General features: G+C 41.8%; 26 protein-coding genes and 1 pseudogene. 3 read left to right on the top strand and 24 right to left on the bottom strand.

Annotation, left to right across the window (positions count from 1 at the left end):
• Positions 1–3: 3 nt before the first annotated feature.
• The 7 genes from BS1321_RS19390 to BS1321_RS19360 all read right to left on the bottom strand — a co-directional run bounded on the left by BS1321_RS19390 (position 4) and on the right by BS1321_RS19360 (position 6,407).
• The gene (locus tag BS1321_RS19390; RefSeq protein WP_063232650.1) at positions 4–960 is read right to left on the bottom strand and encodes a transglycosylase SLT domain-containing protein; all 957 of its coding nucleotides are present in this window, start codon (positions 958–960) and stop codon (positions 4–6) included.
• Between the two features lie 175 nt (positions 961–1,135).
• Positions 1,136–1,546 (bottom strand): DUF4064 domain-containing protein, encoded by a 411-nt coding sequence (locus tag BS1321_RS19385; protein WP_063232649.1) that lies wholly within the window; start codon positions 1,544–1,546, stop codon positions 1,136–1,138.
• Between the two features lie 517 nt (positions 1,547–2,063).
• Positions 2,064–3,512 carry a uroporphyrinogen-III C-methyltransferase gene (gene cobA / locus BS1321_RS19380; RefSeq protein WP_063232648.1) on the bottom strand — a complete coding sequence of 483 codons (1,449 nt, stop codon included), beginning with the start codon at positions 3,510–3,512 and terminating at the stop codon, positions 2,064–2,066.
• 13 nt (positions 3,513–3,525) lie between these two features.
• Positions 3,526–4,341 (bottom strand): uroporphyrinogen-III synthase, encoded by an 816-nt coding sequence (locus BS1321_RS19375; protein WP_063232647.1) that lies wholly within the window; start codon positions 4,339–4,341, stop codon positions 3,526–3,528.
• A gap of 411 nt (positions 4,342–4,752) precedes the next feature.
• On the bottom strand, positions 4,753–5,034 hold the full coding sequence (locus tag BS1321_RS19370; protein WP_063232646.1) for a hypothetical protein: 282 nt from the start codon (positions 5,032–5,034) through the stop codon (positions 4,753–4,755).
• Positions 5,035–5,166: 132 nt separating this feature from the next.
• Entirely contained in the window at positions 5,167–5,877 is a 711-nt protein-coding gene (locus tag BS1321_RS19365) for a DsbA family oxidoreductase (protein ID WP_063232645.1), read from the bottom strand.
• Positions 5,878–5,951: 74 nt separating this feature from the next.
• Positions 5,952–6,407, bottom strand: coding sequence for an RrF2 family transcriptional regulator (locus BS1321_RS19360; RefSeq protein WP_063232644.1), 456 nt, complete (start codon positions 6,405–6,407; stop codon positions 5,952–5,954).
• A gap of 137 nt (positions 6,408–6,544) precedes the next feature.
• Here BS1321_RS19360 and BS1321_RS19355 point away from each other — a divergent pair, with 137 nt between their 5' ends.
• On the top strand, positions 6,545–7,441 hold the full coding sequence (locus BS1321_RS19355) for an EamA family transporter (protein WP_063232643.1): 897 nt from the start codon (positions 6,545–6,547) through the stop codon (positions 7,439–7,441).
• 56 nt (positions 7,442–7,497) lie between these two features.
• Here the strand turns inward: BS1321_RS19355 and BS1321_RS19350 are convergent, their stop codons facing one another.
• Positions 7,498–7,938, bottom strand: coding sequence for a ferritin-like domain-containing protein (locus BS1321_RS19350; protein WP_063232642.1), 441 nt, complete (start codon positions 7,936–7,938; stop codon positions 7,498–7,500).
• A gap of 121 nt (positions 7,939–8,059) precedes the next feature.
• Between BS1321_RS19350 and BS1321_RS28790 the strand changes: the two are divergent.
• Positions 8,060–8,158: pseudogene (locus BS1321_RS28790) on the top strand (hypothetical protein); the annotation flags it as partial.
• Between the two features lie 64 nt (positions 8,159–8,222).
• On the opposite strand, the gene BS1321_RS19340 reads toward BS1321_RS28790, so the two are convergent.
• From BS1321_RS19340 to BS1321_RS19330, 3 genes are all read right to left on the bottom strand, one after another.
• Entirely contained in the window at positions 8,223–8,987 is a 765-nt protein-coding gene (locus tag BS1321_RS19340; RefSeq protein ID WP_063232640.1) for a TIGR03943 family putative permease subunit, read from the bottom strand.
• Positions 8,987–10,003, bottom strand: a complete 1,017-nt coding sequence (locus tag BS1321_RS19335; protein WP_063232639.1) for a permease — start codon at positions 10,001–10,003, stop codon at positions 8,987–8,989. Before BS1321_RS19335 ends, BS1321_RS19340 begins: the two co-directional genes overlap by 1 nt.
• Positions 10,004–10,119: 116 nt before the next feature.
• Positions 10,120–10,788 carry a YdeI/OmpD-associated family protein gene (locus BS1321_RS19330; protein ID WP_063232638.1) on the bottom strand — a complete coding sequence of 223 codons (669 nt, stop codon included), beginning with the start codon at positions 10,786–10,788 and terminating at the stop codon, positions 10,120–10,122.
• Positions 10,789–11,503: 715 nt separating this feature from the next.
• Here BS1321_RS19330 and BS1321_RS19325 point away from each other — a divergent pair.
• Positions 11,504–12,007, top strand: coding sequence for a DinB family protein (locus BS1321_RS19325; protein WP_063232637.1), 504 nt, complete (start codon positions 11,504–11,506; stop codon positions 12,005–12,007).
• A gap of 88 nt (positions 12,008–12,095) precedes the next feature.
• Here BS1321_RS19325 and BS1321_RS19320 read toward each other — a convergent pair whose 3' ends face one another.
• The 13 genes from BS1321_RS19320 to BS1321_RS19260 form a co-directional block, all read right to left on the bottom strand.
• Positions 12,096–12,968, bottom strand: a complete 873-nt coding sequence (locus tag BS1321_RS19320; protein WP_063232636.1) for a PhnE/PtxC family ABC transporter permease — start codon at positions 12,966–12,968, stop codon at positions 12,096–12,098.
• On the bottom strand, positions 12,968–13,753 hold the full coding sequence (locus tag BS1321_RS19315) for a PhnE/PtxC family ABC transporter permease (RefSeq protein WP_063232635.1): 786 nt from the start codon (positions 13,751–13,753) through the stop codon (positions 12,968–12,970). The genes BS1321_RS19320 and BS1321_RS19315 overlap by 1 nt, the downstream gene beginning before the upstream one ends.
• Positions 13,743–14,531: a phosphonate ABC transporter ATP-binding protein gene (phnC, locus tag BS1321_RS19310; RefSeq protein ID WP_063232634.1), complete on the bottom strand. Its 789-nt coding sequence runs from the start codon at positions 14,529–14,531 to the stop codon at positions 13,743–13,745. Before phnC ends, BS1321_RS19315 begins: the two co-directional genes overlap by 11 nt.
• Positions 14,532–14,558: 27 nt before the next feature.
• A complete protein-coding gene (gene phnD / locus BS1321_RS19305) occupies positions 14,559–15,593 on the bottom strand; it encodes a phosphate/phosphite/phosphonate ABC transporter substrate-binding protein (RefSeq protein WP_063232633.1) in 1,035 nt (344 codons plus the stop codon).
• 127 nt (positions 15,594–15,720) lie between these two features.
• A complete protein-coding gene (locus tag BS1321_RS19300) occupies positions 15,721–16,434 on the bottom strand; it encodes a phosphonate C-P lyase system protein PhnL (protein WP_063232632.1) in 714 nt (237 codons plus the stop codon).
• A 22-nt stretch (positions 16,435–16,456) separates the two neighbouring features.
• Positions 16,457–17,635, bottom strand: coding sequence for a phosphonate metabolism protein PhnM (phnM, locus tag BS1321_RS19295; protein WP_063232631.1), 1,179 nt, complete (start codon positions 17,633–17,635; stop codon positions 16,457–16,459).
• Between the two features lie 31 nt (positions 17,636–17,666).
• The gene (locus tag BS1321_RS19290) at positions 17,667–18,512 is read right to left on the bottom strand and encodes an ATP-binding cassette domain-containing protein (RefSeq protein ID WP_063232630.1); all 846 of its coding nucleotides are present in this window, start codon (positions 18,510–18,512) and stop codon (positions 17,667–17,669) included.
• Positions 18,513–19,367: an alpha-D-ribose 1-methylphosphonate 5-phosphate C-P-lyase PhnJ gene (locus BS1321_RS19285; protein ID WP_063232629.1), complete on the bottom strand. Its 855-nt coding sequence runs from the start codon at positions 19,365–19,367 to the stop codon at positions 18,513–18,515. It abuts the gene before it with no gap.
• A complete protein-coding gene (locus BS1321_RS19280; RefSeq protein ID WP_063232628.1) occupies positions 19,360–20,496 on the bottom strand; it encodes a carbon-phosphorus lyase complex subunit PhnI in 1,137 nt (378 codons plus the stop codon). The genes BS1321_RS19285 and BS1321_RS19280 overlap by 8 nt, the downstream gene beginning before the upstream one ends.
• On the bottom strand, positions 20,478–21,095 hold the full coding sequence (phnH, locus tag BS1321_RS19275) for a phosphonate C-P lyase system protein PhnH (protein WP_063232627.1): 618 nt from the start codon (positions 21,093–21,095) through the stop codon (positions 20,478–20,480). Before phnH ends, BS1321_RS19280 begins: the two co-directional genes overlap by 19 nt.
• A gap of 14 nt (positions 21,096–21,109) precedes the next feature.
• A complete protein-coding gene (gene phnG / locus BS1321_RS19270; protein ID WP_063232626.1) occupies positions 21,110–21,535 on the bottom strand; it encodes a phosphonate C-P lyase system protein PhnG in 426 nt (141 codons plus the stop codon).
• 278 nt (positions 21,536–21,813) lie between these two features.
• Positions 21,814–22,515, bottom strand: coding sequence for a GntR family transcriptional regulator (locus tag BS1321_RS19265; RefSeq protein ID WP_063232625.1), 702 nt, complete (start codon positions 22,513–22,515; stop codon positions 21,814–21,816).
• 211 nt (positions 22,516–22,726) lie between these two features.
• Entirely contained in the window at positions 22,727–23,611 is an 885-nt protein-coding gene (locus tag BS1321_RS19260) for a PHP domain-containing protein (protein ID WP_063232624.1), read from the bottom strand.
• Positions 23,612–23,929 lie beyond the last annotated feature (318 nt).

Here is a 23,929-nt window from a genome sequence, read left to right as displayed (position 1 = left end):
ATCCTAGATAGGTGCGACAATCGATAGTCTATTGGATATGTAAGCCGATGAAACATACCCCTTAATCTTCCCGTCTTCCGTTTGTACGGGGTAAAAAACAAATTTATTTCCTTTAGATTCGTGATAGTTAAAATTTCCTGTGATGATCAAGCTTGTATTTGGTGGAACAGATACTGCACCTGCCGTAGTGCTTATTTCTTTCCTGATATTCGCGCTTGATGTCGTCACCACTTTGTCTCCAGCCTTGAACCAATAAACAGAGTCATGTGTTTGCTCTGTCAGTGTGTATACAAGATTTGTAAAGATGATATTTCCAGTGCTATCCCGATCATATTGAAAATCCGATGTTTTAAATGGATATTTTGCCAGTTTTGTATCATTCAAATAACTTTGGTTTTCTATCTCAGCAAAAACTTCCTCTTGGTAGGCATTCACATTTATTTTCCCGTTCTCCTGGTAAAGAGGACTGTTAACCGGTTTTGTCCCATTGTATGCCATGACAGGAAAATACCAGTTTTCGATGACCCTGCGTCCTGCATCTTTGATCTTGGGCAAGTCCCTTCTTGAATACATGCCACTCAGGACCTCGACGCCTGCCTCTATATTGTAGACTATATCATTTTCCAGCTTTTTCTGGTCATACCCACTTTTATTGGTAAGCTGCATTAGACCGATACCGCCATCGTCGGATTTAACCGGTGTACCGTCCTCATTAAATTGCCTCCAATCCCCGTTTTCCTGCGTAGCCACCGCTTTTACTACTTCAGGGGGGATTTCAGCCTCTATTGCCGCATTCGTCAGTAAGCAGTTGATCTGCTTATGGGTAGGATTTCCATTTGGTTGAATCTCACCGAATGATGAACACGCATTGCTTATTCCAGACTCCGCAAAAGCCTGTCCATTGAACAAACCGAGTGTTAAACAGGTCAGTGCCCCAACCTTCATTAAAGGTATCTTCATCGATCGAACTCCAGTCTATTTATATTTGAATCTATAATAATAGTAACATGATAGACTGGTGTTTGCAGGTATAAATAGGTATATTCCCCTAAAATATCCTTACAGCACAAAAGGAGCTGACCCGCATTTTCGGGCCAGCTCCTTTGTTTCAAATCACACTATGTATGGTGCCGGATCATACGATCACTTCCACCGTTTCCCTCTGCTTCCTTACTAGGCACATGATTCCCGGTACGATGAAGAAGATAAGCGGCCAAACATGAAAGATCGTCAGAATGCCCGTAATGATCAATAAGATTCCGGCTCCCTTCGCTTTGCCGCCTTTTAATAGAAAGATAGCGATCAAGCCTCCTGCCAAAGCAATGAACAACGATATGATCCCCGCCCATAGTAAGCCCATGAACAGCTTGATTGACATATCTACCTCAGACGAGGAAAACTCAGAATCTGTCATTAATGAGTAGTCCATCATATCTTTCAAATCGATACTGTTGAGATAAACGGCCGCTATGATCGTCACGATTAAAAAAATCGCAGCGATACTCACGCCTATGATACTTAATGAGAATTCCCATGTCCGTTTCATTTGCTTCGCCTCCCTGAAAAAGTCACTTATATATAATACCCAATCTGGGAAGGAATAAAAGACTTTTATTCAATACTCCTCAAAATCTTATGCGCAAGGATAACCAAATCTATTTAACCCCCATCCTACCCTAACGATCCGGAGATAGGACCGTCAGTACTCCTTCTTTTTCAATCGTTCATTTAATTCATCTCTTTATATTCCAGGTTATTCATTTTTGTCATATGTTTTATAAAGAAACGGACCACCTTCACAACCATTACAAATAACAGAACAAGTAGGGCAAGTAGAATGATTGACATAAAATTTGTTAAATATAAAGTCACCCCCTGTCATTGCATGTTAAACATCCTTCAATTCCGGAAATCCTCAATAACAGAACAAACAAACCGAAGAACCGTGATGTCCAGTAATTAAATGATAACACGATAGGCCATAACACTGAACGCCAACAACATTTCTACGGTATGAATAACGTAGCCCCTCCAAAGGAAATAGACTCTGTTTTTATCAGAGCCTAAAAAACATTCCTATTCACGATCAACTCCACCAATTGTTCGACAGACGGTTCATTCGGCATCATATCCAATGTAAATCCATAGTCTTTAAGTCTATTGCCGGTACTTTCTCCGATTACCCCGATAGAGGCTTGATTTAGCAAACCTTCAATATCCACGTCTGCCTTGTTCCCATATTGCATCAGCATATCGACTGAATGCCGATTCGAAAATAGTACTGTTCCGACAGCTATCCCGTCCAGCATTCTCGGAAGGATTTCAAGGAATCTTTCATCGACAAATTTATCGATTGATTGAAAATAGTCTCCGTCCCCATGAGCCGGATCTCTTTGATCTCTGTTTCGATCTCCAACAACCAACAGGGTTCCGGCTTCCGACATCTTGGATTTGAGCTCGGCCATCAGTCCCCGTTGCTGTAAAGCCTTTTTCGATTTCCTTGATAACACATAAAGTTTAGAAGTAATCCGGCGGAAATCAACAGCATGTTCAATGAGTGAATCCAAGAATCCATCGGCACTTTCGGGCGAAGTGAAGAGAATTCGATCATACATAAGAAAAGAGAGCAGCTGGCTTTCTTCTATTTTCACTTTTGCCGCATGCCATTTAGGAAACTCGATGACTTCGCCGCCAAGTTCAAGCAGGGTTTCTGCCAAGGAACTCTTTGCCGTCCCGGTCCGGGCCACTAAAAATCGTTGCCCATATAGCGGCTTCTTTTCGAACCATTGCAGTTTTCCCCTTAGTGAAATGATATCTCCGACCAAGGTGATCGCAGGATTGCCAAGCGACCTTTCACTTACCCTTTCGACGATATCATCCAAGGTCCCCTCGACACTTTCCTGTCTTCCATAAGTGCCCCATTGTATGACGAGTGCCGGCGTATTCCCCGGCTTTCCATGGTTGATCAAATTTTCGCGGATATACGGAAGGTTGGCCACACCCATATAAAAGGCAACCGTATCTATACTATTCACAAGCCCGTTCCAATCTATATCCTTCTTCGTTCGGTCATGGCCTGTCACCATCGCAAAGGAACGTCCGTAATCCCGATGCGTGACGGGGACTCCTGCGTATATGGATGCGGCAATGCTGGACGTAACCCCCGGAATGATTTCGAATGGGATCCCCTCATCTTTCAACGCTTCCGCTTCCTCCCCGACTCTTCCAAAAACGGCAGGATCACCGCCTTTCAAGCGGACGACCCTATGCCCTGCCAGTGCTTTGGAAACAAGCAGCTCATTGATTTCCCCTTGACTGATGCCATTCGTATAAGGTGTCTTGCCACAATATATCAATTCACAATCGAGGGTGGCAGCTTCCAACAGTTTAGGATTTAGCAATCTGTCATATAAAATGACGTCCGCCTTTTCAATCGCTTTTTGACCTTTTACGGTAATCAAGCCCACATCACCCGGACCTGCACCCACAAAATAGACCTTGCCCTTGGTCATGCCGCACTCACCCCTATCTGCTTGCAATTCCCTGATAATATTTCACCAGCTCCACCATTGCACTGCCCATCCGTTGATCTTCAGGATATATGACCCGCTCGATCCCTTCATCGATTACCACCTGCGCCGTTACCTTTCCGACCGCAAGAGCAATTACATCTGATGCAAACAGGTCGATCATCTTATCCTCCACACCTTGTTCACGGACAAATCTCATTAAATTTCGCGGCTGCGGTGCACTCGTGAACACAACCGAATCGATTTTGCCTTCAAGGATTTCTTGGATCAGCTGCTGCATCGTTTCTTTTTCAGGCGGTATATGTTCATATGGCAGGATTTCTTTATGTTCCACTTTTTGTTCATCCAACCAGTTCATCAAAAGAGGCGCCGGATCGCCGTGAAGCTGCAAAGCGGCCTTTACACCTTCAGACAGTTGGCCTTCCAGATTTCGAACAAGCCCTGCCGTACTGCCATCATCATCACGGATTAATGGCTGCAGACCAAGCTTTTTCAGCATATTCACCGTTTTATAGCCCCTAGCTGCAATTTTCATAGACTGCAAGGCTTCTATGAAACGATCTCCCGCTTCCATCTTCACTGCTGTTTTATATAATAATTCCGTCCCCACTCCCGTCGTGAGAATGATCCAATCGAACTCCCCTGCCATCAACCGGGTGACATCCTCTTCCAAATGGGAATCATCAAGGAAAACCGTCCCCTGTGCCGGGCGAACGAGCGGGACTCCCCCAAGATTTTGAACGATTTTACTAAGTTCTTCCGTCTTCCTCGCTCCCAATAAAGCAACGGTCCTGCCATTAAGCTTACTCATCCATGCCCCTCCTATATGTACATTCAATTAAATCTATCTCACCCATTATACAAATTTTCAGTCTTTGAAACTATAAAAAACGAATTCCAAATCAAAATCAACGCTTTTTCTTTCTTTTATCCTATATGAAATCAATGGAAAAATGGTTTAGCAACACTTTGCTTTTTATAAGTCCCACCCTCGTGAGTTTCGGGCTTTTACTCGTGAGTTTGGAGCAAATACTCTAAAACAACAATAATGTAGCGGGTTTTGAAAGAATGAATCAAAACACGCTCTTCTTATCTTGGTTTAGTTCCGTTAGTTCAATATGAAATATAATCCCTTTCCTCCATGGATCTTCAATTCCCTCATCTTAACTTTTCCAGCCAGTAAAAATAGCAGCCCGAGGACAGCCGTTTCTATTTACCTTTGTTAATTCTTGTTTAGTGCCCTTTGGGCAATTTGCTTCTGTTCTTTTTTTACAAAAATATCATATTGACTAGTTTCATGGCGATTTTGAAAGTTTTCGGAACCTAAATTCATAGGCGTCTTCGTTTTGAATTGTATCCCTTCCCTTTCCAATTTCGCAATCACCTTAAAATAATTTTCATTCCCGAATGCCGTATAAATACATGTCCAATATTTATAGGAAATTATTTTAGCAGTTACTATACATGCAAGCATGAAAACTAGTATTCCAATTATTATATACACCCTTTAGCTTCCTTTCATTTCGGACTTTTTCGAAAAGCCATCCTGTACACTATATTCTTTGCCATACATAACATTTCCTTTTTAAGTAAAAAAAGGAGACCCCAGTTTCGGGTCTCCTTCTTCATATCTTCATTATTTTTCCGGCACGTTACAAGAACCGTCCGTACAAGCGTCGCCTGTTGCTGGATCATTCACCATTGTAAGCGGGTTTTCCTCAGCCCATACTTTTTTTAGCGTATCCAGGAACGCTTCTGTTGGCTGGGCGCCGGAGATTCCATACTTGCGGTTAATGACAAAGAATGGCACACCTGTAATACCAAGCAGGCTTCCTTCTTGCTCATTTCCCCTAACCTCCGCCGTGAATGCCGTTCCTGCCAGCATAGCTTCCGCCTCGGACTTTTCAAGGCCTGCCTCTTCAGCCAAACTAGCCAATGTAGCGTGATCGCCAATATGTTTGCCTTCCGTAAAGTATGCTTTAAATAGGCATTCATTCATTTCTTTCTCTTTACCTTTTGATTCAGCAAAATGCATCAAGCGATGAGCATCGAACGAATTCGTTAATACCACTTTGTCCAAATGATAATCGAGTCCCAATTCTTTAGCCTGTTGAGTCAGGTTTTGGCTGTTCGCTTCCACCTGCGCTTGAGACATGCCGTATTTCTTGGCCAGCATTTCATTTTGAGTCATATTGATATCCCGCTCAGCCTCTGGGTTCAACTCGAAACTGCGAAATGAAACCTCTACCTGATCTTTATTTTCAAACTGCTTTAAAGCCTCTTCGAATCGCCGCTTTCCTATATAACAGAACGGACATTGATAATCCGACCAAATTTCGACCTTCATGTAAATACCTCCTTATTTTAAATGCAATCGCATTAAGCACATTATATAATCCTGGGTATCCTCTTGCAAGGATATTACCCTAGACACTCATTTTCAAAATTGGTGAAGTCGACTTTTTTCATGAATTCTTCCAATGTATAGCCCTTTAGCAGGCGCAATGTTTCCTTTTCGGCTTCGTTCATGATCTCCTCCAATGCCGTATCCAGCTGCTTCCCAACTTCACCGCATTCGCTCGTTTCCATACAAACAAGACATTCCGGCCGTACCGCTTGATACACATCGGCCAAAGTCAGCTGAGAGGCAGGCACCTTCAAGCTATATCCGCCTTCCCGTCCTTCCTTTGTTTCGACAATCCCCGCAGCTGCAAGCTGTGCCATCACTCTTCTTAAAAAAGTGGCATGTGACTTCACCTTTAAGGCGATTGCCGAACTTGTCAGGAGCTTTTCGCTTTGTGCAAGCCAAACCAGAGAGTGAATGGCAATAGCGAACCGCGGCGGTCCAATTTGATTGTTCCGATTACCTGAAGACATGATTATCCCCCCTTACACCTCTATCCATGGTAAGGCCATTATACTATGTTACGTTCTCCCGAACAAATAGGCCCCTTTGACTTAATCGACACAATCATATAGCCTGAATAGTAAATCTTTATTACAGGAGAACTTCCATGAAGGAAAAATACCCCTATTTACTCGTCATCCTTGGGGCAATGCTGTGGGGAACGACCGGAACGGCCCAGTCATTCGCCCCCGATGGAGCCCATCCCATTGCAATAGGTGCCGTCCGCTTGGCAGTCGGCGGGGCCGCTTTATTGCTCATTGCAATCTGGCAAAAAAAATTAACGCGGTACAACTGGCCAATGAAAGAAACCATCTTAGCCACGTTAGGCATGGCCTGTTACCAGCCGCTATTTTTCATGGCTGTCAGCATGACCGGAATTGCCATCGGCACGATCATTACACTTAGCAGTGCCCCCATCATCGCCGGATTCCTTGAATGGCTGTTCAGTAAAAAACGGCCATCAACAAGCTGGTGGATCGCTACAGGTTTATCGATTGCCGGATGTTTACTGCTTTTTACCAATCAAGGATCAGTTACCATCGATCCAGTAGGTGCGCTGCTTGCGCTGGGGGCCGGAGCTTCCTTTACGGTATACACACTGGTTAGTAAAAGGATCTTGGATAAACAACCTCCAGAAGCAACTGCCGCTGTCATCTTCAGTTTTAGCGCCCTGCTGTTGGCACCCGCTTTATTCATACTGGATATCAGCTGGATCGGCACAACGAATGGGCTGGCCGTCAGCCTTCACCTTGGACTTCTTGCTACAGCAGCCGCCTATTTATTTTTTAATAAAGGGCTAATATCCGTTCCTTCATCAACAGCGGTCTCGTTATCACTCGCCGAACCTCTGACAGCCGCTCTTCTCGGTGTTTTCCTTGTCGGCGAGAGCTTGGCCCCCATGTCATGGATCGGGGTCGGATTGCTCTTATGCGGAATCATCTCTTTGACGATTTCACCTGGGCTACGAAAAAATCCTACATTGATGAACCAGGAGCTGTCCTAAAGTAAAAAAAGTCAGGATAATTTCCTGGCTTTTTTTCAACTTTACTTACTAATGAATCAGCCTTTGAGTTTTACTAAGTAAAACAAAAACCAGACGGCATGGTTTTGTTCATCGGCGGCAGCACGCCGGAACGCCTTTCTAATGGTTCTATCAGCCGCACCATCTGCGACATCCAGATAAAAATCCACTGTTTCCTGTTCATCTTGAACGGCAAATTCCAATCCAGCTGCATAGGAGTCCGGGCATGGTTCCATCACTTTAGGCTGTGGCTGCATCCCGGTCAAGCTGTTGTATATCCGGGTGAATGCTTGAAAATGTTTTATTTCATCTTCCCTTATTTCAATGATTTGTTTCCTCTGCTTTTCATCCGGCGCTAATGCTGCCAATTTCTCATAACACTGGATGGCACGATACTCGCCATTTATAGCCTTTTCAAGCTTATTCAACATATCCTGCTGTCTGTTCCAATCACCTTCATACATATCATGCCCATACATGGCATAACCCCTCTCTGTTCTTTATCCCATATAGTATGAATAACAGAGAACCAGGTGCCCATCAAATCAATGTTTGCCTTCAAAATATGAATTTGAAGAGAATTCTCGCCGCCCACGTTTTCTGCCATTCGGCGGTGTAAATACAAGCGGAATGGGATCTTATGATGGAATATATGGCTTTAAGGCCTTTTTACATGAAAAGGGTGTCTTCGTACAGGCAAAATACCCCTTTCGGCACCAGTGGAAAACCCGGCAAAATCATCCTTTTGCCGGGTTTTCCAATACTACTGAATAATTTGTACATTCTCATATAAATAAGCTTCTTCCGGTGCCTTTATTTTCTTCGACTCTTTTAAATCGATCACCGGTACTGGTTCCCCTTTATAGCTTCCCTTTTTTAATGTCCCTGTAATGGTATACCAATCATTCGTCTTCATTCCTTCCACATTCCCGTTGACCATATATCCGTATAACGTCGCATCGACCACACAGCAGGACATGGAGAGGCGGGAGATGGCCATTTGTTTTTTCGTAAATGTATCCTCACGGTATATGAACCCCGAAATCTCTATTTCCTTTCCCTCGATCGTATCGAGGTTGTTCAGTAAATCATCCAGTACTTCAAAATAATTATCATCGGTTACGGAGATTTTCTCCCCATTCGCATGTTTCCCTGAATCATATGAACTTACCATCTGTGCCTGCTGCTTCGCCATCCCTCTTTTCGCCAGTACTTCCCCGCTTAATGTAAAATCGGTCAAGATGAAGCCCAGAAGAATCGGAATGAAGAACAAACTATATTTCAGGACCAGTGCGGACGAGGAAGACTCTCCATTCGATCCGCAATCACAATGTTGTTCACCCTGTTTTTGTTTTTTCATTCGGAGAAGACTGATCACTAAAAAAGCAAAAAGAGCCGCCAATGCATATGGAACCATTTTGGGTGCAATCAATTTCGTTAGATATCCCGAAACATACAATTTAAAGATCATGAGGCCCAGTCCAAGCAGCAGCAATCCTTCAAGCCTTTGGATAAAAAAATGTTTCATCAGAAGCCCCCCTTACTGATCAATCCGCCTGCAATCAGGCATAGGCTGAAGACGACTGCGAAAACAAGCAGGACATACGTGACGACGAAGCTCCGTTTAAAACAGGACATCATGATCAGGACATTTTTCAAATCCAGCATGGGACCAAATACAAGGAAACCCAGTATGGAGCCTGGCAGAAAACTATGGGAAAAGGAGGCGGCAACGAATGCATCAGCTGATGAACAGAGTGAAAGCACAAACGCAATTCCCATCATCAATGCCGTGCCTTTTATTGGCGCCTGACCAATATCGGCCATTACGGTCCGATCCATAAACACTTGAAATACACTGGCAAACAAGGCCCCGATGATAAAGTATCTGCCGACCATAAAAAATTCCTGTGAAGTATGTTCAATGAAGCTTGTCCATCTACTGGGCTGAATATCATGTTCATGCCCATGTACCAGTACCAGTTCCACCTTCTCCTCTTTCACCACATCTTTAGTGCTGAATATATGAATGAATAAACCTACGATTATGGCCGTCAGGACACAAAGAATGATTCTTCCATATAGAATGGCCGGATTATTTTGGAACGCATAATAAGTTGAGCCAAACACGATGACATTCAATATTGGGGCTGTTACGAGCAAGACAACACCTGCATGGACCGGAACACCCTTTTGAATCAATCTCCGGACGACCGGGATGATTGCACATTCGCAAACCGGAATAATCAGCGCCGCTACTATCGCAGCAAAAATGGCCGTCAGAGGTCTTTTCGGTATCATCCGCTGAATGATTTCTTCACTGATGAACAACTGGATGAATGATGAGGCAATGGCCCCCAGGAACAGGAATGGAATCGATTCTAAAAACAATCCCAAAAACACGACGAACACAGAGTGAAGCATCGGGTAGCTCGAGAAATCAATCGCTTTGGGAAGGAACACATCACCTAGAAAAAAGAATGCTAGCAGCAAAAACAGCAGAATCAATAACAGTAAATTTCCCGTGTATCGTTTCAAAAGCATATTTAACCACCTCGCAAATCATAATTATTACGATTTAAGTTTGGATTCGGTCTAGTATATGCTTTTGATAGGATGAACAGAACAAGAAAAAAGAGAATGGAAGACATTCCCTACCCTCATTTATTTTTTCGATATAGATCCCTGCTCTTGTAACCTTCTCCTAAAATCATTTTCATTTCCTGGCGCCGTTTCACTTGGGTCGCCTCTTGTTTTGCACTATACACGTAACGTGCCCAATCCTTGCGATACCCTGGGGTAAGTGATTGATAGAACGCAAGCAAATCAGGAGAATCCTGCAAATCTTTCTCGATCTCAGAAATCATTTCGATATAATCATCTACTGATTGGCTTGCTTTGGTAGATGGACGGTTTCTACTTTTCGAATCTTCTTTCAGTCCGACTACCGTAAAGACATCATCCAATCCAACCATACGTGCAAACTTCAGGTCACTCGACCCAACATAACCGTCTTCATCCGCACCAAGGCCTTGCATCAAATCATCACGATGAATATATGTGGCATATTCTTTATTCCCCTTCTTGGGATATGCCAAATAGATATAGCCGTTTTTACTCAAATGATTTTTCTCGATCACCTTATCCACGATTCCTTTTAAAGAATCCATATCCAATACAAAGGCAAATATAAGATCATAGGCACTTTCATCAAGCTCTGTATCGTAATCCGGCAGCTCTGCTAAATAATCCGCCCCGGCTGGCAGATTCAAGACTGCAACACGTTCATATTTATGTAAATTCAGTTTATCTACTATTGTTTTAGCCATTGCATTCACCATCCTAGTTCATTTTGTCTATCTTCAGTTTAAAAGCTTCCCATTCGGTTCGCAACTTTTCTCTTGATAGTCTATCAAATATTAAATGCAAAAAAGACGATGTGTAAACCTTCCGTCTTTTTTCATATAATCATTTCTAGGAAAATATTAACTGTGCTATAATTCAGATATAATCAATTCCAATGTCCAGCTTCTTTTAGTTTCTTTTTCCCTTTGGATGCCAGCTTACATTTTCCAGTTCATCAGAGGAAGCTCTGGACGTCGCATTCTTGTATTGAAGCGCGTAGGCATAAACTTAACTTTTTTGCATAGGCATGATAGGGTATTAAAGCTCCAGAAAAAATGTAGTCCCCTGGAAGTACAGACCTGACTTCAGCTCTGCATTTCTTCTTCAAGACAACATAAAAGCCAATCTTTGAAGCAAGGTCTTACACATGAAACATGCTTTTTTTATACAATGCGAGATAACTTTGACGATCTTTCCCAAATGGAAACCTTCCTTAAATGCATAGTGTCATACCCCTGCAATCATTAGACATTCATATTCCATCAATGAATAAAAATCATAATCCTTTTGAAATTAATGTGTTTATTAATAAGTACGACATCTTTTTTTGCATTTGTCATGCAGTCGATATCCCTTTTTTTCCTATATCAAAAATTCCGTGATGCTTTCAAATGTGGGTGTCACAAAAGGGGAGTTCTCATGAATTATATCGAGTATGATTTGCTATTCGAATCAAGAAACCAGTTAATAGAGGAAATTACGGAGTTGGATGAAAAAATGCTCCACCATAGGCCAGCACCTGAAGTATGGAGCATCGCCCAAATTTGCCATCATTTATATCTTACGGAACAGGTTTTTACAGAAGCTATAGCAAATGGGATTCGGGAAAGGGACTTTAATAATATCATTCAAAAAAACATTTACCTGGTTACTAATAGAACAAAGAAATTCGTATCCCCTGACATCGTTTCACCCTCTTCAATCCCATTTCAATTATCGGGACTTATGGATTTTCTGGCAGAATCAAGGGATCGTTTATTACAGGTTCTTTATGATATGGATTCAGATATCTTGTTAAATAGAAAGAAAGCCAAGCATCCCCTGTTCGGGGACCTCTCATTGGATCAATGGATTGAATTATTATCCTTACATGAACAAAGGCATATCAAACAGATACAAGAAATAAAGTCCCCCCTTATATAAGCCTTTCCTGACAAGCCGGAGACAACATTAAAATCGATTTTCAAACAAATAAAGAGACCACTTCATTTTGTGGTCTTTTTTTTGGATATCAAGATGATTCTTTTAGTTTCCTTTTGATTTGTGTTGCGAAGATTTCAAGACAGATTGCAATTATCAGGATAAAATATGTGATTGCTCCAATTTCACTCAAGTCAAAGTAAAATCCACTTGCCATGAACATATCGAAGCCGATTCCTCCTGCGCCTGCCGCTGCGCCCATTGCTACCGCCACTGCAAAATTGATTTCAAAGCGCATGAATGTCCATGAAATGATATAAGTGATCGAAGATGGAATGATGACTTGGAACACGATCTGCCACCAATTCGCACCGCTTGCTTGCAGGGCTTCTATAGCACCTTTATCAATTTCCTCGAAAGATTCCGAGTAGGCCTTTACAAGGTAACTTATGGAGTGGAACGTCATCCCTATAACTGCCGCTACACTGCCCAACCCTGCTGCTACTGCAAAAATGAGGACCCATAACACGGTAGGAACGGCTCTAATCAGGGCAACCGATCCCTTTATGATAACCGATAATGGCTTGGACGAGATATTTCCAGCCGCTAAAAGTCCCAACATCAGCGCAATGATTGCACCAAATATTGTCGTTAAGAAAGCTAAACCTAATGTAATCGACACCTGATAAAGCGCTTGAGTAAAGGTAAAGTGCTTCAGATGCGGCTCAAAAAACATGGTCTTCAAATTGTCGACGGTCAATAATAGCGCGTCCCACAGTTTAACATCCTTATAATCAAAACTGGCAAATGCATAAATAGTCAAAACTGCAAGTACAAGCACACTCAACCTAATCGCGATTGAAGATTTCGAGAAGGGCTTTTTGGATAGTCGTTCAAGTAGCATTTTATCTAACTCCTGGCCAGTAGGAGAAGGAAATGGTTTGATTGGACCCTCTGCCTGCATTATAAAATCACCCTCCTCACATAATTTGAGATCAATTCAATACTTAATATCGAAATGATGATCGTGATGACGACAAGACTGGCAATGTCATAACTCAAGTTTTTATAATACAGATTAAACGTAAAACCAATTCCCGATCCTGTAAGCAGTCCGACCAATGTTGCATTCCTGATATTCGTTTCAATCATGAAAAGTACCCAGCTGATCATTTGCGGAATTGTTGAAGGAATAACAGACTGCGAAATGACGGTTAGATAACTTGCGCCGGTTGTCTGCAAAGCTTCTACGGAACTGCAGCTCACTTCATCGATCGTTTCAATAAAAGCTCTTGTTAAAAAACCGAAAGATCCGAAAAACAAGGCAAAATAACCGGTCAAGGAACTTTGTCCAAATGAAAATAACAGAACCAACGCCCATATTGAGACATCAATATTCCTAAATAAAACTGCTATCCCACGGCTAAACCCTCCGAAAAATGCATTAGCTCTTGTCGTATTGGAGCCCAATATTGCAAATACAAAGGCCAATATTCCCGCGAATGTCGTTGCAGCAATGGATATTAATAGTGTTTCTTTCAGCTTTATCAAAATGTCTGGCAGTTTGGTAAGTGATTCCTTTGTTGGATAAAAATTCGATAACGACCATTGTATGGCCTTAGGAACGGAGGTAACCCCTTTTGCGATGCTGAATTCTGTAATGATAATGGAAACAGCCGTCGCAGCCCCAATAAGCAAAAACAATACAAGTGAATTTCTTCTCTTTTTTGCAAAAACATCAGCCGACATGGGAACCTCCCATATCAAAAATCAACTTTCCTTCATCTGATCCATAAATCTGATGGATATCATTTGAGGTTATATTTTGAGTTGTGCCATTGAAAACAACCTTGCCACTATTCACACCGATGATTCGATCCGAATATTTCAGGGCAACATCGACTTGATGCAGGTTGACCACTACTGTGATTCCCATGGAAGTGCAGATGTTCCTTAAATGATCCATGATCACTTTGGAAGAATTCGGGTCAAGAGAGGCAATCGGTTCATCGCACAATAGCAATTTAGGATTTTGGATAAGCGCCCGCGCAATACCCACCCGCTGTTTCTGGCCTCCACTCAACTGATCGGACCTTTTATAGATTTGATCTTCCAGACCGAGAATTTGGAGAACTTTAGCAGCCTGAAGCTTCTCCTCTTCACTATAAAGGCCAAGGATTCCAGCCAGTGTAGATTTATAGCCTAATCGACCATGCAGGGTATTTTCAATCACACTTAGTCGATTTACCAGATTGTAATGCTGAAAAACCATCCCTATTTTCCTACGTACCTTCTTTAACTCCCTTTTATTCACCTTGTATACATGATCATTATCAAAAATGACTTCTCCGCTAGAAGCATCGACCATCCTATTGATGCATCGAAGAAGAGTTGATTTCCCTGCTCCAGATGGCCCTATTATAGAAACGAACTCTCCTTCTTTCACAGTGAAGTCAATATTGGATAACGCCTTTGTACCATTTCCAAAATGTTTTGAGACATTTTTCACTTCCAATAATGTTTTCATGTATGATCCTCCTACATTTTACTGCCTTTATTTAGATAATTCCCGAATTGGATTGAACCAGTCATCCTCAACTTCCACCAATTTTTCTTTTCCGCTCACCCGTTTAAATAGACCTGATAACTTGGAGTCTTCTGGTACAAAAACTTTCTCGTTATTTGCTATTTCATCAGACATCAACGTTTCAAGAATTTTTTCACGTGTGTCCTCACTGACTAATTCAGTGTTAACAACGAAAGGTGCATTCAAAACTGGAGTCACTGAAATAAGTGAGAATGTCTTATCTACAACTGTGTTGAAGGGTTCAGCTGCATCCTTCTTTACCTTATACACGGCACCTGCTTTATTCTCTTCCCCATCAGCCAGCTCCACATAATTATTGACACATGTGTCACAAAAAGCTGCCACTTCCGCTTTCCCGGTTAAAAGATTTACAGCGGATCCTTGATGTGAACCACCATAAAGCACTTCACTGAAGAATTTATCTTTCCCGCCTTCCAATAAATCCTCGGCCATTAATTCCTTAAACTTATCTTGCTGCGAAAAATAATCAACGATTCCTGTGGAAGGAACTTTGAAGCCAGATGTAGAGCTATTTGATACGAAAGAGAACTTTTTCCCTTGGATACCGTCTATCTTATATTCGCCGTTAATTTTATAGTCATCTGCATTTTGAACAGCCAGCCAGCTATTATAGACTGCATCATCCAACGTACCTGATTCACCGCTTGGAACGACTAGAGGTTGAACACTATCGTTTTTGTTGTTTGCTTCAATATATCCTTGTGCTCCCAGGAATGCTAAATCTGCGTTTCCATTAGCAATTGCCTCGATTGCAATGTTATAATCCGTAGTTGTCTTATGTTCGACTTTCTTTCCTGTGGCACCCTCTAAGATTTTCCCGATTTCATCGCGGGCTTCCCCTAAATCTTCCCCTGATTCATTTGGCAACCACGCTATGGTTAATGTATCATCTTCATTTGCACCTGTTGAACTACTAGAAGAACAACCTGTAAACACCAGCAAAATAACTAACATCAATATGGACATCATCGATTTTTTCACGTTAAATCTCCCCTCCAATTTGAAAGATCTTTTTCATTTCAGTCACTTCCCATATAACAATACCGGTACAATACTAACCTGCCGTTAAGGAGGCTGAATATTCAGTAAAATTTATGTGAATCAATCGTTAAATTTTTTGAATAGCTTGAGTAAAACATCCATTCTGCATGCTATATTCTTTATCTACTAACCGATTCATGAACTCCAAGTCATGAAAAATGCCCAGCATTGTCGTTCCTTCGTTCATTAACTGTTCCAGCAGGGTTTTCACCTTCACTTTAGAATCGTGATCCAAACTTGCTGTCGGTTCATCCAGCAGGAGGAGCCGCGGCCTTTTCACCATTGCTCTTGCTATATTTAACCTTAGCTTCTCTCCTCCTGAAAAAGTAGCAGGGTAACTGTCCCATAGCTCTTTTCCTATTTCAAAGTGGTCGAGGATTTTTTCTGTTTCGATATTGGCCATTTCCCTGCTTTGTCCCATTTCAAGTATGGCTCCGGTAACGAGCTGCCTTGCTGTAGTTCTTGGCATGACATTTAAAAATTGGGATACATAGCCTATCTCATGTTTACGCAGGGAAATCATTTCCCTTTCTGTAGCTTTTGCTAGATTAATCGCACCATAGAGGGAAGATTCGTACCAGATGTCTCCTTTTTGAACCCGATAGGTACCATAAATCGATTTTAGGATCGTTGATTTTCCGCTGCCACTCTTACCTGTAATGCCAATAAATTGGCCTTTTTTCACTCGGATCGTAATATTGCTTACCGCATGGATATTCTTGCGTTGATTATGTAAAATAAAAGACTTGGATAAATCATTGATCTCCAATATGTTCTCCACTTTGCCACCCGCTCTCTAAAATTTATATCCTGTAATTCGTTTTTTGAATCAATTTTCCATCTACAATCACAGTTGTTATGACAGGGAAATCACCAGAAATTTTTTCAATAATAAGTATGTCAGCCTTTTTCCCTTCGTGAATCGATCCTATTTCGTCCTCCATCTTGACTGCCTTTGCGGGATTAATCGTAACTAGCTTAAACATATCGACAAGATCCATTCCATGGTTTTCGACTAATTCAAACATTGAATGCAGAAGGGCTGCAGGGTAATAATCACTGCATAATATGTCTATGCTCCCATCCTGAATGGCTTCAGAGGCACTTAAGTTCCCGCTGTGAGAACCTCCCAAAAGAACATTTGGTGCACCCGATATGGTATACATCCCCATATCATGGGCCTTACGGGCAATCTCAAGTGTGATTGGAAATTCACTTATACTCGTTCCAAAGCTGTGAACCAATTCAAGCTTTTCTATTGAATCATCATCATGTGAAGCAACAGCAATATTGTTTTCTCTTGCTAGCAGTGCAATTTCCTTCATTCTTTCAATCGTCAGCTTTTCTTTCACTTGATGAGTCCGGATCATCACATCAATGGCTTCATCACTATAATTGTTATACCCCCTTAAAGTGTTTCGATAAATCTCTAGATGCCGATACTGCCCTTGCCCTGGAGTGTGGTCCATGAATGAGACCAGATGCACTTTCTTTTCCGAAACATATTCTTTTAAACTATCAATATCCTCCAAATTATCAATTTCATAACGAGCATGAAACCGATGACGTACTAGGTGCTTCATCTTATGTGTTTGATCAATTAAGTCAATAAGCTTCCTTACATTCTCAGGCTCCCGAATTGGCTTATATGCGTATTCAGTGGATTTATAGAGTGATAGTGAGTGAAACATGGTCGTAATCCCGTGCGTAATCAGTTCCTTTTCCGTTTCTCTTAAGCTCAAATGAAAATTCATTAAAGAAGTCGGGCGCGGCGCAGTCATATGTTCAATATAATCGGAATGAAGATCAATAAAACCGGGTGAAACATATCCACCCAAAGCGTCCAGCACTTCCATTTCAGGACTCGTTTCGATTTCTCCCACAGGTGCAATCCTGCAAATTCTATCATCCTTAATTAAGAGATCATGGTCCATCAGGATCGAGTCTTCCGTTATTATTTTTCCATTTTTAATCAGCAACAATGTCTCTTCCCCCATTTTCCTTTAGTTTCTTTTACAGCAGCGAGTGTACTAATTGCTGGGTATAAGGATGCTGTGGATCTTCGAGTATTTGATCTGTCAAACCTTGCTCGATTACTTTACCCTCCAGCATAACGAGCGTACGGTCCGCAAGCATTCGGATTACGCCCAAATCATGGGATACCAATACAATGCTAATATTCAAATCTCTTTGGAGACCTTTAATTAAATCCAATACACTTGCTTGAACTGATAAATCCAAACCCGTGGTGACCTCATCCAAAAGCAGTATGGGTGGATTGTTGGACAATGCTTTGGCTATCTGTACCCTTTGCTGCATTCCGCCTGAGAAATTCCTTGGTTCTTCTTTCATTCGATGAATGGGAATATTGACTGCCTCAAGGAGCTCGGCGCCTCTTGTTTCCATGCTGCCAACATGTCTGTTCCCAGCTGAAATTAACTTCTCAGCAATATTGCCTATCGAGGAGAAATCCATTTTCAACCCTAGAATCGGGTTTTGATAAACCTTCCCCATCAGGTGGTTTCGAACGAATCTTTTTTTCTGGGCAGACTCCATGAATAAGTTCTTTTTTCCATCCTCAAAGCCAGCCACATACAGTTCTCCATCGGTTACTTCTTCGTCAAAATATAAACTTTTCATTAAAGTGGATTTGCCACTGCCGCTTTCCCCTACAATTCCGAGAACTTCACCGTGATACAAGTCAAACGTCACATCTCTACAGGCATATACCGTTCCGCATTCGTAACAATAGTTTTTCGCCACTTTTCCTAATTTCATATGTTTACAAATTGAACATCCGTTACCGTACTGTTTGTTCATTTGTTTAACCGATAATACGGGTACCTCTAGCACAGACATTTAATTCACTCCCAATGATTGTTTTTGATTGACCATTTCAAGGCAATTGCTTGTATCATTGCATAGGAAATACGTTTCCCCTGATTCCTCATCAACAAGTTCATCCAAAAACACATCATTGGACCCGCAGAGAATGCAAGCATGATTTGTAAAGGACTCGATTTCAAATTCATAATCATCAAATGCCAAAGATGATACATTTGTATATGGGGGTACTGCATATACCTTTTTCTCCCTGCCTGCACCTAACAAAATGAGCGCTTCATTACCGTCCAGCTTGGCATTATCGAATCTTGGTATTGGGCTTGGTGCCATGACATACCTATCGTGAACCATCACCGGATGGTCTGCATCCGTCGCCATTATTCCGTACTTCATAATTTGTTCAAATAACATAAGCCATGCTCCGCTATACTCTCTCTCAGCATGCAGCTTTTTCGTTTCATGTTCGCTCGGCTCAAAATTCCTTAAAGGTTCCGGTAACGGAACTTGAAGAATTAAAATCTGGTCTCGTTGCAGCGGCACTTCCGGCACCCTGTGTCTAGACTGGATTAAAGAGGCTTCATTTGTGCTATCCGTTGTCCTTACCCCAGTGGTATCAGATACGAGTTTTTTTATGTTAACGGCATTAACGGATTCATCCGAGCCTTGGTCGATCACCTTAAGGACGTCATCTTTTCCGATCAATGACAATGTCAACTGCAGGCCGCCCGTGCCCCAACCACGCCCAATCGGCATTTCCCTTGAAGCGAATGGGACTTGATAACCGGGAATGGCAATCGCCTTCAGTGTTGCCCTTCTAATTTCCCGTTTCGACCCTTCATCAAAGAATGCAAAATTATAAGTTTTATTCATGAAATCCAACCTCCTGCTCTGTGGTCTTATCTTTCGACTTCCGTATGCTATCAAGCTTGGATTGGAACGTAACATAATGAGGCATCTTCAAATGGGAGATGAAACCCGTTGATTCCACTGAATCTATATGATAAAGAACGAATTCCTCGTTGTGACTTGGAAACTCTTTGTTTGGTTTTTCCAGGCAATTATCCAAGATACCCATTGCGATTGCTTTCGTTTCATTTTGTCCCATGCACATGCCATAGCCAATTTCAAACTCAATTTCTTTTTTGCCTTGTTCTTTCTCTACCGTAAGCGGAACGAGCATCTCTACCTCCGTCGCTGTGAAGTCCCCAATATAATAGCTATCTTCCTCTTGCCCTTCGTCCAGCAGCGGGTGATCGAGATGGACAGGCAGCTGGCCTACGCGCAGCTCACCTACTGTCGGGTGCAGTGCACCATATCCACGGATGACTGCATAGGCAAGTGATGTCACTGCACCGGTTTGGCCTCTTGTTAATATTTGCAGGCGTTCACTCCGCATTGAAGGAAACTCCAGACTTTTTCTTGTAACATCCCCAGGCTGCAAATCATTGTTTTCACAGCTTGCTAATAAGCCTTCACTTCTTAAGTAGTCCAAAACTTTAGGCAGCGAGTTTAAATCATCCATATCGTTCTGATATTCCGTTGAATGATTTTCTTCTTGAAAAGCCAGCAACCAATCTTGAATACTTATATCCGATTCATTTTCCAGCTCCGAATCTAGTAACCGATGTGTATAATCGGTCGTGGCACCTAAAATCTGTCCGCCAGGTATATCCTTAAAACTAGCTGAAATCCGCCGTTCCACTTTCATATTTTCAGAACTGATCACTCGTGAAACATGTTTTCGCGGCAAAGTGGATCGATAGGCTCTCAAGAGGAAAACAGCTTCTTCCGGATTGCCTTCAGCCTGTTTAATGGCAAGTGCAGCCAGTGATTGATCATACAAACTGCTTTCTGACATAACCTGATCAATCAATCCTCTCATCCCGGCTTCTATCTTATGCAGCTCTATAGCCGTCCCTTGCTTGACCCGTTCATACTTTAAGCGTTTGATGGATTCCTCAATCGCCTTTGTTCCGCCCTTTACTGCAACATATCCCATATAATCTCACCCCCATTTTCTTTAATTTGAGTCGTTCTCGGTAAAGCGATTAAACGATCTTGTCGATCAACAAAATACATATCGATTCCTAACGGGAATTCTATGTTTTTTTCGTTCCTTGCACCCAGCCAGGCGGAGACATTCGGGAGGCTTATGAATGATTCCTGTTGAATTCCCGGTCCTGAAAGGATCATGGAGTCCCCTTTCGTTACATCCGGTACTTCTAGAATGATCATCGCCGATTCATGAGGGTTCAATAGATTTCCTACCTTTGCTTTAGTCAAAGCTTCCTTCATTTGCTCCTCGGAGGCATCATGTAAAATAAAAATAAAATCCGCTTCCGGCAAATCGACAGGCTTTGAATAAGTAAGCTGATTAATCATTCTTGACACCGTTTCCCCCGCCTTTGAAATGACCTTAAAAGTCACTTCAGGGTCGAGTACAGTACGTGCAAGCAGGATGGTAGAAGATAAGCATTCCATTTGAACATCCAAAGTCTTGGCTTCCCTCTCCAAAACCACTAAAGTTCCAGGTCTTGAAGTCGCCGTTACAAGCTTTCTATAAACAGTTTGTATATCATGAACTACATCCAAATTCATTGCTTTCCCCCCTCTTATTGAACATCCATTGTTTCAAAGTTTACCTTGGTTCTTAAGATTGATCGATTCAGCTCTTGAAGATCTTTCTGTATGATCTTCTTCTCATTTTCTAAAATAGGTGACCATAATCTTGTTTCGCCAAGATCAGCCTGATAAGCAGCATCAATGACAGCTAAACTATGTGCCAGTTCTTCCCGCTGTCCCTTTACGATTCCAATCCCGATATAATCATGGATTTGGATCTTGCATTCTGTCACCAGCATTTCCCCTAGATAAAACAAGCTCTTTTTTGCCGTTTCCCTTGTCTTTAGCAACATGAGGGCACTCTCTGGCTTTTGAATGACGGTAACTTTATATTTCATTGCTATTTCCTTGGCAAATTCCTTCGCAATGTCCTCAGAGCCTTGAATCAAAATCTCGGTTCTTTCCCTTCTTCTCATTCCATTGGCCTCCAATGTTTTAGTTTCCCGCTACATCTTCAATGTATCTTGTTGCCAAGTGAACGTACGTTAAGAAAGAGTAAATCTTGTATGAAATTTGTTAAAGCCGGACCTACACTATTCAAAATTTCGTGCCATTACTCGTGAATTCGAGCTTTACTCGTGAGTTTCGTACTTTTACTCGTGAATTCGAAGCATTTACTCGTGAGTTTCGTACTTTTACTCGTGAATTCAGAGCATTTACTTGTGAATTCGAGCGATATCTGGAATGGAAGTTTTTATATAACATATGTGAAACAATCGCTTCGATAGATTATGACCGTGTGCTCAAGGACTTGATTGCTCCGCTTATCCCGGCATAACGATTCCACTTGCAAAAGTGGAATTAAACTTGAACACTGCAAAATATCCCGTTCGAAAAGAGTAGGAAAAATCACGTTCAGCGTGCTGCTGCTGGATCCGAATTCTACATAACCACGCTGCCTATAATACTGAAACATAGAGGTAATATCAGGACCGTCCTTTTCAATTTCAGGAAATGTTGATTTTGCTACAAACGATGTATGAAGAGCAATCGGGAAACCATCTATTAACCTAAGCCTGCCAATTTTAAAGACCTTGTCATCACTTTCCACTTCGAGGCTTTGAAAAATCTTCTGATCATAAGAAATTTCTTCGCAAAAAATAGTACTCGTTTGAAAGGAAAACTGGAATTCTTTCATTTTCTCGGTGAAACTAACATCTCCGGATAGAATTAACGGAATTTGCTTCTTGGTTTCCTGGACATAACTACCCTTACCTTGCTTTGAATAGATAAACCCTAAATCTTGAAGCTGCTCATATGCCTTCCTGACAACCATTCTTGGAACATTAAATTGGTCAGCGAGTATATGCTCTGAAGGTAACTTTTTATCCAATTGAAAGGTCCCGCTCTTAATTTCCGATATCAAATGATCGACTAAAAAGTTTTTTTCCCCCAACAGAAATCCCCCTTTAAATATTAGATCTGCTCAATACCTATTTTTCCTTGTTAAAGTCAGTGTAATGAGGAAATATGAAGCTGCCATGACTTTCTTGTAAAAAAAAAGTCCTGGTCGATTACCAGAACGAAAGGGAATACTTATTTTATGGATCTTTTCAATACGACATCCAGCATATGATCAGGTCGCTTTCACAGCAAAACTCCTGGTTTCATAGATCGATATTTTTCAATACCACATCATTAATGGACATGCTTTTTTTCCTTAATTTCAAAGCATCCACACATTCCTTTCCAGGGCTCATGCTGCCAAGCCGAATCGGCTTCTCCCCATAATCCCCATGAAAATCCGAACCTCCTGTCTTAATGAGATTATATCGATCTGCATATAAAATCGCTCTTTCCTCTTCTTCATGGCCATGATGCGGATGAAGAACTTCAATCCCTTCAAGCCCTGCTTCTACAAGATCAGGAATAATTTCGAAGCTCCCGTATTGTCCAGGATGAGCAAGGACCGGAACGCCTCCGGCAGCACGAATCGCCTTCACAGCAAGGATGGCATCCACATACTCCATAGGAATGAAGGCAATGCCTGGCTCTTCTCCATTTTGGCCGCGACTGAAGATCTTCTTATACAAATCTCCATAGATAGAATCCGTATACCCAGATTCCCGCAGCGCCAGCATAATATGCTGTTTATAAACACCGGTTCCTCCCCTGAATTTAGAAACCTGATCCCAAGTTATTCGATATCCTGCATGAATCAGCCGTTCCACCATTTTTTCAGAAGCTGCATTCCTCTTATGAATCAGTGGATTACATAGCTCCTCAAGCGCCTTATGACCAGGCTCAACAAAATAGCCTAAAATATGTACACGCCTTCCTCTTGCAAAGTCATAACCAGAAACTTCTATACCAGGGATGATTTCAATTCCTATTTCCTTTCCCCGTTCCACCATTTCTTGCAATCTCATCGTTGTATCGTGATTCGTAATCGCTAAATGGCCAATGCTCTCCCTTTTTGCAGCCTCCAATAGTTCTTCAAAAGAACTGGAACCATCTGAAATGTTCGTATGACAATGTAATTCAGCCTTCATGCCAATCCCCCCATTCTTATTCGTTACCCATTATCATTTTAACTTAGTGCCATGTCGGTCCCGTTAAGAAGATGTAAAAAAACGTAAAGGTGTAAAAGTCATACAGATTGGTGAAAATACTTAAGTATTTCAGACTGTAGACAAATAAGAACGTTCCAGTTGATTTCAGAAATCCGCTCCCTTTCCGCCGGCTGTCTGCCAAGCCTCATCAAAACAGGCGAGTGCCTGGAGTGGAAATTCATGTTCGTTCGTCTTTTTCAGCTTCCTACCCTGTTACGGATTTTCCATCTAGCTGAAATAAAATCAAAATAAAACCAA

The sequence above is a fragment of the Peribacillus simplex NBRC 15720 = DSM 1321 genome, assembly GCF_002243645.1.
GTDB lineage: Bacteria > Bacillota > Bacilli > Bacillales > DSM-1321 > Peribacillus > Peribacillus simplex.
Note: the sequence above shows the minus strand (reverse complement) of the source record. Positions and strands in the feature narration are given on the sequence as shown.

Excerpts from the sequence above, each read along its gene's own strand:
- BS1321_RS19365 (WP_063232645.1), bottom strand. The coding sequence starts at position 5,877 with ATGAAGGTCGAAATTTGGTCGGATTATCAATGTCCGTTCTGTTATATA.
- cobA (WP_063232648.1), bottom strand. The coding sequence starts at position 3,512 with ATGACCAAGGGCAAGGTCTATTTTGTGGGTGCAGGTCCGGGTGATGTG.
- phnC (WP_063232634.1), bottom strand. The coding sequence starts at position 14,531 with ATGAAAACATTATTGGAAGTGAAAAATGTCTCAAAACATTTTGGAAAT.
- BS1321_RS19285 (WP_063232629.1), bottom strand. The coding sequence starts at position 19,367 with ATGAATAAAACTTATAATTTTGCATTCTTTGATGAAGGGTCGAAACGG.
- BS1321_RS19390 (WP_063232650.1), bottom strand. The coding sequence starts at position 960 with ATGAAGATACCTTTAATGAAGGTTGGGGCACTGACCTGTTTAACACTC.
- BS1321_RS19320 (WP_063232636.1), bottom strand. The coding sequence starts at position 12,968 with ATGCAGGCAGAGGGTCCAATCAAACCATTTCCTTCTCCTACTGGCCAG.
- BS1321_RS19375 (WP_063232647.1), bottom strand. The coding sequence starts at position 4,341 with ATGAGTAAGCTTAATGGCAGGACCGTTGCTTTATTGGGAGCGAGGAAG.
- BS1321_RS19290 (WP_063232630.1), bottom strand. The coding sequence starts at position 18,512 with ATGTCTGTGCTAGAGGTACCCGTATTATCGGTTAAACAAATGAACAAA.
- BS1321_RS19335 (WP_063232639.1), bottom strand. The coding sequence starts at position 10,003 with ATGCTTTTGAAACGATACACGGGAAATTTACTGTTATTGATTCTGCTG.
- BS1321_RS19280 (WP_063232628.1), bottom strand. The coding sequence starts at position 20,496 with ATGGGATATGTTGCAGTAAAGGGCGGAACAAAGGCGATTGAGGAATCC.
- BS1321_RS19355 (WP_063232643.1), top strand. The coding sequence starts at position 6,545 with ATGAAGGAAAAATACCCCTATTTACTCGTCATCCTTGGGGCAATGCTG.
- BS1321_RS19340 (WP_063232640.1), bottom strand. The coding sequence starts at position 8,987 with ATGAAACATTTTTTTATCCAAAGGCTTGAAGGATTGCTGCTGCTTGGA.
- BS1321_RS19325 (WP_063232637.1), top strand. The coding sequence starts at position 11,504 with ATGAATTATATCGAGTATGATTTGCTATTCGAATCAAGAAACCAGTTA.
- BS1321_RS19330 (WP_063232638.1), bottom strand. The coding sequence starts at position 10,788 with ATGGCTAAAACAATAGTAGATAAACTGAATTTACATAAATATGAACGT.
- BS1321_RS19260 (WP_063232624.1), bottom strand. The coding sequence starts at position 23,611 with ATGAAGGCTGAATTACATTGTCATACGAACATTTCAGATGGTTCCAGT.
- BS1321_RS19315 (WP_063232635.1), bottom strand. The coding sequence starts at position 13,753 with ATGTCGGCTGATGTTTTTGCAAAAAAGAGAAGAAATTCACTTGTATTG.
- phnH (WP_063232627.1), bottom strand. The coding sequence starts at position 21,095 with ATGAATTTGGATGTAGTTCATGATATACAAACTGTTTATAGAAAGCTT.
- BS1321_RS19350 (WP_063232642.1), bottom strand. The coding sequence starts at position 7,938 with ATGTATGGGCATGATATGTATGAAGGTGATTGGAACAGACAGCAGGAT.
- phnG (WP_063232626.1), bottom strand. The coding sequence starts at position 21,535 with ATGAGAAGAAGGGAAAGAACCGAGATTTTGATTCAAGGCTCTGAGGAC.
- BS1321_RS19385 (WP_063232649.1), bottom strand. The coding sequence starts at position 1,546 with ATGAAACGGACATGGGAATTCTCATTAAGTATCATAGGCGTGAGTATC.
- BS1321_RS19360 (WP_063232644.1), bottom strand. The coding sequence starts at position 6,407 with ATGTCTTCAGGTAATCGGAACAATCAAATTGGACCGCCGCGGTTCGCT.